The following is an 8393-nucleotide window of genomic DNA, read 5'->3' on the forward strand; positions in this document are numbered from 1 at the left end:
AGCTCATCGGCGCCTCGATCGAGGCGATCGAGAAGGGCGAGAACCGGGAGTCCTTCAAGCGGGTCGTTGCGACGCTGCCGCCGGAGTGGGGTGCGGAGTCGGCCGAGTCGGTCATCTGCCACACGATGCAGGAGTGCTTCGACGGTGTGGAGGGCCTCGGCGGCTACCCCGTCGTGGTGCGCCCCTCGTTCACGATGGGCGGCTCGGGCTCCGGAATCGCCTACGACGAGTCCGATCTGCAGCGCATCGCGGGCTCCGGTCTCGCGCTCAGCCCGACCACCGAGGTGCTCCTGGAGGAGTCGATCATCGGCTGGAAGGAGTACGAGCTCGAGGTCATGCGCGACACCGCCGACAACGTCGTGATCGTCTGCTCGATCGAGAACCTCGACCCGATGGGCGTCCACACCGGCGACTCGATCACCGTGGCGCCGGCCATGACGCTGACCGACGTCGAGTACCAGCGCCTCCGCGACATCTCGATCGGCATCATCCGCGAGGTCGGCGTCGACACCGGCGGCTGCAACATCCAGTTCGCCGTCAATCCCGCCAACGGCCGCATCATCGTCATTGAGATGAACCCCCGCGTGTCGCGGTCGTCGGCCCTGGCCTCGAAGGCCACCGGCTTCCCGATCGCCAAGATCGCTGCGAAGGTCGCGATCGGTTACACGCTGGACGAGATCCCCAACGACATCACGCAGGTCACACCGGCCTCGTTCGAGCCGACCCTCGACTACGTCGTCGTCAAGGTGCCGCGCTTCGCCTTCGAGAAGTTCCCCCAGGCCGACGCGACTCTCACGACTCACATGAAGTCGGTCGGTGAGGCCATGGCCATCGGTCGCAACTTCACCGAGGCGCTGCAGAAGGCACTGCGCTCTCTCGAGCGTCCTGACGCGGTGTTCGACTGGCACAAGGAATGGGTCGAGCTCGACAAGGATGCTCTGCTCGAGCAGATCAAGGTGCCCCACGACGGACGGCTCAAGAAGGTCATGGACGCGCTTCGCGCCGACGCCACCCCTGAGGAGATCTTCGACGCCACCCGGATCGACCCGTGGTTCATCGACCAGCTGGCGCTGATCAACGAGATCGCCCTCGAGCTCACCGGAGCGACCGAGCTCTCGCCGGTGCTGATGCGACGTGCCAAGCGGCACGGCTTCTCGGACTCGCAGATCGGCAAGATCCGCGGGCTCCCCGCGGACGTCGTGAGGGGAGTGCGCCACGCGCTCGGCATCCGCCCGGTCTACAAGACCGTCGACACGTGTGCCGCCGAGTTCGCCGCTACGACGCCGTACCACTACTCGTCCTACGACGAGGAGACCGAGGTGGAGCCCCGCACCAAGCCTGCCGTGCTGATCCTGGGCAGCGGCCCCAACCGCATCGGCCAGGGCATCGAGTTCGACTACTCGTGCGTGCACGCCGCGATGGCACTCTCGGAGGTGGGCTACGAGACGATCATGGTCAACTGCAACCCCGAGACCGTCTCGACCGACTACGACACCTCCGACCGTCTCTACATCGACCCGCTGACGCTGGAGGACGTCCTCGAGATCGTGCATGCCGAACGACTCGCGGGCCCCGTCGTCGGCGTCATCGTCCAGCTCGGCGGGCAGACCCCGCTGGGCCTCGCGGCGGGTCTGGAGGCGGCGGGTGTGCCGATCGTGGGCACGCCGCCAGCCGCCATCCACCTCGCGGAGGAGCGCGGCGCATTCGGCAAGGTGCTCGCCGACGCCAACCTGCCGGCTCCCAAGCACGGCATGGCAACGACGTTCACCAACGCCAAGCACATCGCCGACGAGATCGGCTATCCCGTGCTGGTGCGCCCGTCCTACGTGCTGGGCGGCCGCGGCATGGAGATCGTCTACGACGAGGGCACCCTCAAGGACTACATCGACCGGGCCACCGAGATCTCGCCGGAGCGACCCGTGCTGGTCGACCGGTTCCTCGACGACGCCATCGAGATCGACGTCGACGCGCTCTACGACGGCACTGAGCTGTTCGTCGGCGGTGTCATGGAGCACATCGAGGAGGCTGGCGTGCACTGGGGCGACTCGGCCTGCGCACTGCCGCCGATCACCTTCGGAGACGTCGAGATACAGCGCATCCGCGAGTCGACCGAGGCGATCGCCAAGGGCGTCGGTGTGCATGGGTTGATCAACATCCAGTTCGCTCTCTCCTCGGACATCCTCTATGTCATCGAGGCCAATCCGCGCGCTTCCCGCACGGTGCCGTTCGTCTCCAAGGCCACGGCAACTCCGTTGGCCAAGGCCGCCGCGCGCATCATGCTGGGGGAGTCGATCGCCGAGCTGCGCACCGCCGGCGTGCTGCCGGCCACCGGCGACGGAGGACACCTGCCGGACAACGCGCCGATCGCGGTCAAGGAGGCGGTCATGCCGTTCAACCGCTTCCGGACGTACGAGGGTCGCTACGTCGACACCTTGCTGGGGCCGGAGATGCGTTCGACCGGCGAGGTCATGGGCATGGACCACGCCTTCGGCACGGCGTTCGCGAAGTCGCAGGCCGGCGCCCAGAACGGCCTGCCCACCTCGGGCAAGGTGTTCGTCTCGGTCGCCAACCGCGACAAGAGGCACATGGTGTTCCCGGTCAAGCGCCTCGCTGACCTCGGCTTCGAGATCCTGGCCACCAGCGGCACCGCGGTCGTGCTCAAGCGCAATGGCGTCGACGCCACGGTCATCCGCAAGCTCAACGAGGAACCACTCGCCGGCCAGGAGCGGTCGACGATCGTCGACAAGATCCACGCCCAGGACGTCCAGCTGATCATCAACACGCCGCACGGCATCACGTCGGGCGGGAGTCCCCGCATCGACGGCTACGAGATTCGCACCGCGGCCGTCGCCGAAGGTATCCCGTGCATCACCACGGTGCAGGGTCTCGCCGCGGCGGTGCAGGGCATCGAGGCTCTCATCGAGGGCCGCATCGGGGTCACGTCGCTGCAGGAATGGGGTCGCATCGTCACCGAGGGACGCCCCGTGGTGGCACCATGAGCTTCGGCTCGCGGGCGCACGTGGCGATGGCCGCCTACGGTCCGGCGTGCGTCGGCATCGATCCGCACGCCTCACTGCTCGCTGACTGGGGCCTCCCCGACAACGTGGAGGGGCTCGACCGTTTCGCTTCCCTCTGCGTCGAGGCATTCGCGGGTCACGCCGCTTTCGTCAAGCCGCAGTCGGCATTCTTCGAGCGCTTCGGCGCCCGGGGTGTCGTCGTCCTCGAGCGAACCATTCAGGACCTGCGCCACACCGGGTCGCTCGTCATCCTCGACGTGAAGCGGGGCGACATCGGTTCGACCGCCGCCGCCTACGCCGACGCCTACCTCGACGAGGACGCCCCGATGGCCGCCGACGCGATCACCGTCAGCCCCTACCTCGGGTTCGGATCCCTCCAGTCCTTCTTCGACGTTGTCGACAAGAACGACGCCGGGGTGTTCGTCCTCGCCCTGACCTCGAACAAGGGGGGTCCGGAGGTGCAGCAGGCACTGCTGCGACGCGGGCCGGCCGCGGGCGACGGAGGGGCCGACCAGACCGTCGCCGGCGGCATCCTCACCCAGCTCGCCACGCTCAACGCCGGATCATCGCCGATGGGATCGTTCGGCGCGGTGGTCGGTGCCACGCTTGGCGACGTCGCCGAGGACCTCGACATCAACGGGCCACTGCTCGTGCCCGGGTTCGGCGCGCAGGGAGGCACCGCCGACGACATCCGACGGCTTTTCGGCGCCGTCATGGACACCGTGATCCCGTCGACGTCGCGCGCCGTGCTCTCGACCGGACCCGATGTGCAGGCGCTGCGCGATTCTGTCGCTCGGGTCAACGCCGAACTTGTAGGGTCTTAGCAGTCAGGAAAGCCACTTGCCGAGGAGCACTGCATGAGACGTTTCGCCGCCACACTGGTCATGACGATTGTCGTGGCCACGGCGTTGTCGGCGTGCGGTGGTGGCAGTGCCTACTGCGACACGGTCAAGAAGGACAAGAATTCGCTCAACAACTTCGGCCAGACGCGCACCGATGCTGCCTACACGAAGTACGCCAAGGTCTTCTCCGACGTCGCCAAGGTGTCCCCGGCCGGTGTCAAGGACGACTGGACGGCCCTCGCTGACGCGACGAAGGGCATCATGGCGGCGCAGAAGGCGTCCGGCATCCCGCTGGAGCAGATGACGGACACCGCCAAGGTCAAGTCGCTCGGCGAGACCGACCTCGCCGCTCTCAACAAGGCTTACAAGACGTTCAACGCCACGACGGCACAGCGCACCGCCGTCGTGAAGAATGTCCTGCAGCAGTGCGACATCAAGTTGAAATGATCTCCCCACCAGGCACAGAGAGGTGATTCCGTGGCACTCCCGATGCTGACACCGGAACAGCGCAAGGCCGCGCTCGAGAAGGCCGCTGCGGCTCGCCAGCTGCGTGCCGAGGTCAAGAACCGGCTCAAGAGCTCGCGCGCGACCCTCACCGAGGTCCTGCAGGAGTCGAAAGCCAACGAGGTCATCGCCAAGCTTCGGGTGGTCGACCTCCTCCAGGCCATGCCCGGGGTCGGCAAGGTTCGCGCGCAGGAGATCATGCACCGCATCGGCATCGCCGACAGCCGTCGCCTGCGGGGGCTCGGGGCCAACCAGGTCAAGGCGCTGATCGAAGAGTTCGCCCACAGATCAGACCGTTCTGGCCGTGGCTGAGGCCGGCGAGTCGCCCGTCTTGCCGGGGCGCTCCAGGCTCGTCGTCCTTGCGGGCCCGACGGCCGTCGGCAAGGGCACCGTCGCGGCCTGCGTGCGGCGTACCCATCCCGAGATCTGGATCTCGATCTCCGTCACGACCCGCAAGGCGCGGCCCGGCGAGATTGACGGCGTTCACTACCACTTCATCAGTGACGCCGCGTTCGACCGCATGATCGCTGACGACGGGTTGCTCGAGTGGGCTGTGGTGCATCAGGCCGCTCGCTACGGCACCCCCCGCGCGCCGGTGGAGGGGCGTCTCGCGTCTGGCACGCCGGCCCTCCTCGAGATCGACCTGCAGGGCGCGCGACAGGTTCGCCAGCGCATGCCGGAGGCCCTGATGTGCTTCCTGGCACCGCCCAGCTGGGACGAGCTTGAGCGCCGTCTCGTCGGTCGGGGCACAGAAGGCCCCGAGGAGAGGGAGCGACGGCTCGCAACCGCGCGAACCGAGCTCGAGGCCGAGCAGGAGTTCGATGTCACGATCGTGAACACCGATGTCGAGAATGCTTGCCAGGAATTGGTAGACTTGTTCAGATCCGGCACGAGCCGGGCGCATCCCCAACACTTTCTGTGAGGTCCTCTGTGTCCACGACACGCTCGGTCGCCATCGGCATCACCAACCCGCCGCTCGACGACCTGCTCGAGAAGGCGGACAGCAAGTACAAGCTCGTCCTCTACAGCGCCAAGCGTGCGCGGCAGATCAACGCCTACTACTCGCAGCTCGGCGAGGGCCTCCTCGAGTACGTCGGCCCGCTCCTCGAGACGGGTGTGCAGGAGAAGCCGCTGTCGATCGCGCTGCGCGAGATCAACGCCGACCTGCTCACCGTCGAGGACATCGACCCCGAAGAGACCGACAAGGCCTGACCCCCGGTCCCGTGATGTGTCCTGCGAGGTGCTCCGCGTGAGGCAGGGTCTGCTGTGAGCGAGATCGTGCTCGGAGTCTCGGGTGGCATCGCCTCGTACAAGGCCGCCGAGCTGCTGCGTCTTTTCACCGAGTCCGGGCACAGCGTCCGGGTCGTTCCCACCGAGGCGTCACTGCACTTCGTCGGCAGCGCCACGTGGGAGGCCCTTTCCGGCAAGCCGGTTCAGACGGGCGTGTTCGAGCACGTCGACGAGGTGGCCCACGTCCGCATCGGCCGGTCTGCCGACCTCGTGCTCGTGGCGCCGGCCACGGCCAACATCCTTGCGAAAGCGGCCAACGGGCTCGCCGACGACCTCCTGACCACGACCCTGCTCACGGCGCGGTGCCCCGTGATGTTCGCTCCGGCGATGCACACGGAAATGTGGGACCACGCCGCCACACGCGCCAACGTCGAGACGTTGAGGACGCGTGGGCATGTCGTCCTCGAGCCGGCAGTAGGGCGACTCACGGGTGCCGACACCGGCAAGGGTCGGCTCCCGGCCCCGGCCCAGATCTACGCCGCCGCGGTCCAGCTTCTCGAAGGCCGTACCCACGACCTCACCGGCAGGCACGTCGTGATCTCGGCCGGTGGTACGCGCGAATTCCTCGACCCCGTGCGCTACCTGGGCAACCGGTCGTCCGGGCGCCAGGGCTACGCCCTTGCCGAGGCTGCGGTCTCGCGTGGGGCGCGAGTCACGCTGGTGTCTGCCAACGTCACGCTGCCTGATCCGGCCGGTGTCGATCTCGTGCGCGTCGTCAGCACCGGGCACCTGCGTCAGGAGGTGCTCGCCGCCTCAGCCGACGCCGACGCCGTGGTGATGGCCGCGGCCCCCGCCCATTTCCGACCGATCGATGTCGTCGACACCAAGATCAAGAAGACGCTCGATGGTACGGCGCCAGAGATCCGGCTGGTCGAGAATCCCGACATCCTCGCCGAGCTCGTCGCGGCCCGCGCCAGCAAGAAGCCGGTCATCGTCGGCTTCGCCGCCGAGACCGGCGATGCGCGTGCCAGCGTCATCGAGCATGCCCGGGCCAAGCTGGCACGCAAGGGCTGCGACCTGCTCGTGGTCAACGACGTCAGCGATGGCAAGGTGTTTGGACACGACGACAACGAGGCCGTGCTGCTGGGCGCAGACGGCACCATCGAAGAGTTTCCGTTCGGCCCCAAGAGCGACCTGGCCCACCTGGTCTGGGACGCAGTCGTCCACCGCATGGACTGAGCGAGACCACTGACACGTTCGCTCGTTATACTTCACAAGCCCCCAACTCAGGAGAAATAGTGAGCCGCTTCTTCACGTCCGAGTCTGTGACCGAAGGTCACCCGGACAAGATCGCCGACCAGATCAGCGACAGCGTCCTGGACGCCCTGCTCGCACAAGACCCCAAGAGCCGCGTCGCGTGCGAGACGTTCATCACGACCGGCCTCATCGTGGTCGGTGGCGAGGCCACGACCGAGGCCTATGCCGACATCGCCAAGATCGCTCGTGACCGTGTGCTCGAGATCGGCTACGACTCGTCCGTGAAGGGCTTCGACGGCGCCTCGTGCGGTGTCCAGATCACCCTCGACGCGCAGTCGCCAGACATCGCACAAGGCGTCAACACCGCCTTCGAGGGTCGCGCCGAGGGATCAGCCGACCCGCTCGACCTGCAGGGTGCCGGTGACCAGGGCCTGATGTTCGGATTCGCGGTTGACGAGACCCCCGAGCTCATGCCGCTGCCCATCACGATCGCGCACCGCCTGGCTGAGCAGCTCACCAAGGTCCGCAAGGACGGCACGCTGCCCTACCTCCGTCCCGACGGCAAGACTCAGGTCACGGTCGAGTACGACGACAACGACAAGCCGGTCCGCATCGACACCGTCGTGCTCTCCACGCAGCACGAGGACGGCATCGACCTCGAGACTCAGCTCGCCGCCGACATCAAGAAGCATGTCGTCGACGTCATCCTCGACACCTTCGACATCGATCACTCCGACTACCGCCTGCTGGTCAACCCGACCGGCAAGTTCGTCATCGGCGGCCCGATGGGCGACGTCGGTCTGACCGGCCGCAAGATCATCGTCGACACCTACGGCGGCTATGCCCGCCATGGTGGAGGTGCGTTCTCCGGCAAGGACCCGAGCAAGGTCGACCGCTCTGCGGCCTACGCCATGCGGTGGGTGGCCAAGCACATCGTCGCGGCCGGGCTGGCCACCAAGGTGGAGGTGCAGGTCGCCTACGCCATCGGCAAGGCGCACCCCGTCGGCTTCTACGTCGAGACCTTCGGCACCGAGACCGTCCCGGTCGACAAGATCCGCGCAGCCGTTCTGGAGGTCTTCGACCTGCGTCCGGCCGCGATCATCCGTGACCTCGACCTGCTGCGTCCGATCTACGCGGCCAGCGCTGCCTACGGCCACTTCGGTCGGGAGGACCAGGGGTTCACGTGGGAGACCACGGAGCGCGTCGACGCACTCAAGGCCGCAGCCTCCAAGTAGCTGTCCTGAGGGGCTGGTAGAAACAGCACAGTGACCAACGACGAGGGATCAGAGCAGCTTGCTCTGGTCCCTTCGTCATCCCCGCCCCGCGGGCGTCCGGCGCGGGCGAAGCCGGCTTTAGTGGCGGCGGCAGACCTGGCCGGGGCCCACCTCGGCGGCGCCTCGGGCCCGGCGGCCCCCCGGGCACCAGGTAAGCGACCAGCGGGTCGAGGGCCGCCAGGCCCGAGGCGACGACGGCGTGGGCCCCGGACAGGTCTGCCTCCGCCACTAAAGCCGGCTTCGCCCGCGCCGGATGCCCGCGGGGCGGG

The 8393-nt window shown here is 67.5% G+C and carries 8 protein-coding genes; all 8 read left to right on the plus strand.

All coding sequences use genetic code 11. The annotated features are described in order from the left end of the window. The coding region (carB, locus tag H7290_RS08340) for a carbamoyl-phosphate synthase large subunit (protein ID WP_290513555.1) at nucleotides 1-2999 on the plus strand (2999 nt) is incomplete at its 5' end. Next, nucleotides 2996-3841, plus strand: coding sequence for an orotidine-5'-phosphate decarboxylase (gene pyrF / locus H7290_RS08345; RefSeq protein ID WP_290513556.1), 846 nt, complete (start codon nucleotides 2996-2998; stop codon nucleotides 3839-3841). The genes carB and pyrF, both read left to right, overlap by 4 nt. A gap of 33 nt (nucleotides 3842-3874) precedes the next feature. After that, nucleotides 3875-4306, plus strand: coding sequence for a hypothetical protein (locus H7290_RS08350; RefSeq protein WP_290513557.1), 432 nt, complete (start codon nucleotides 3875-3877; stop codon nucleotides 4304-4306). 30 nt (nucleotides 4307-4336) lie between these two features. Next, a complete protein-coding gene (gene mihF / locus H7290_RS08355) occupies nucleotides 4337-4675 on the plus strand; it encodes an integration host factor, actinobacterial type (protein ID WP_290513558.1) in 339 nt (112 codons plus the stop codon). Continuing rightward, nucleotides 4668-5285, plus strand: a complete 618-nt coding sequence (gmk, locus tag H7290_RS08360; RefSeq protein ID WP_290513559.1) for a guanylate kinase — start codon at nucleotides 4668-4670, stop codon at nucleotides 5283-5285. The genes mihF and gmk overlap by 8 nt, the downstream gene beginning before the upstream one ends. An 8-nt stretch (nucleotides 5286-5293) precedes the next feature. Next, the gene (gene rpoZ / locus H7290_RS08365) at nucleotides 5294-5575 is read left to right on the plus strand and encodes a DNA-directed RNA polymerase subunit omega (RefSeq protein ID WP_290513560.1); all 282 of its coding nucleotides are present in this window, start codon (nucleotides 5294-5296) and stop codon (nucleotides 5573-5575) included. Nucleotides 5576-5629: 54 nt separating this feature from the next. Continuing rightward, the gene (gene coaBC, locus H7290_RS08370; protein ID WP_290513561.1) at nucleotides 5630-6832 is read left to right on the plus strand and encodes a bifunctional phosphopantothenoylcysteine decarboxylase/phosphopantothenate--cysteine ligase CoaBC; all 1203 of its coding nucleotides are present in this window, start codon (nucleotides 5630-5632) and stop codon (nucleotides 6830-6832) included. Nucleotides 6833-6888: 56 nt separating this feature from the next. Continuing rightward, a complete protein-coding gene (metK, locus tag H7290_RS08375) occupies nucleotides 6889-8085 on the plus strand; it encodes a methionine adenosyltransferase (RefSeq protein ID WP_290513562.1) in 1197 nt (398 codons plus the stop codon). The last annotated feature ends 308 nt before the right edge of the window (nucleotides 8086-8393 follow it).

Origin of the sequence: Aeromicrobium sp., assembly GCF_014378035.1 — a bacterium.
In the GTDB taxonomy this organism is placed as follows: domain Bacteria; phylum Actinomycetota; class Actinomycetes; order Propionibacteriales; family Nocardioidaceae; genus Aeromicrobium.

Excerpts from the sequence above, each read along its gene's own strand:
- pyrF (WP_290513556.1), top strand. The coding sequence starts at position 2,996 with ATGAGCTTCGGCTCGCGGGCGCACGTGGCGATGGCCGCCTACGGTCCG.
- H7290_RS08350 (WP_290513557.1), top strand. The coding sequence starts at position 3,875 with ATGAGACGTTTCGCCGCCACACTGGTCATGACGATTGTCGTGGCCACG.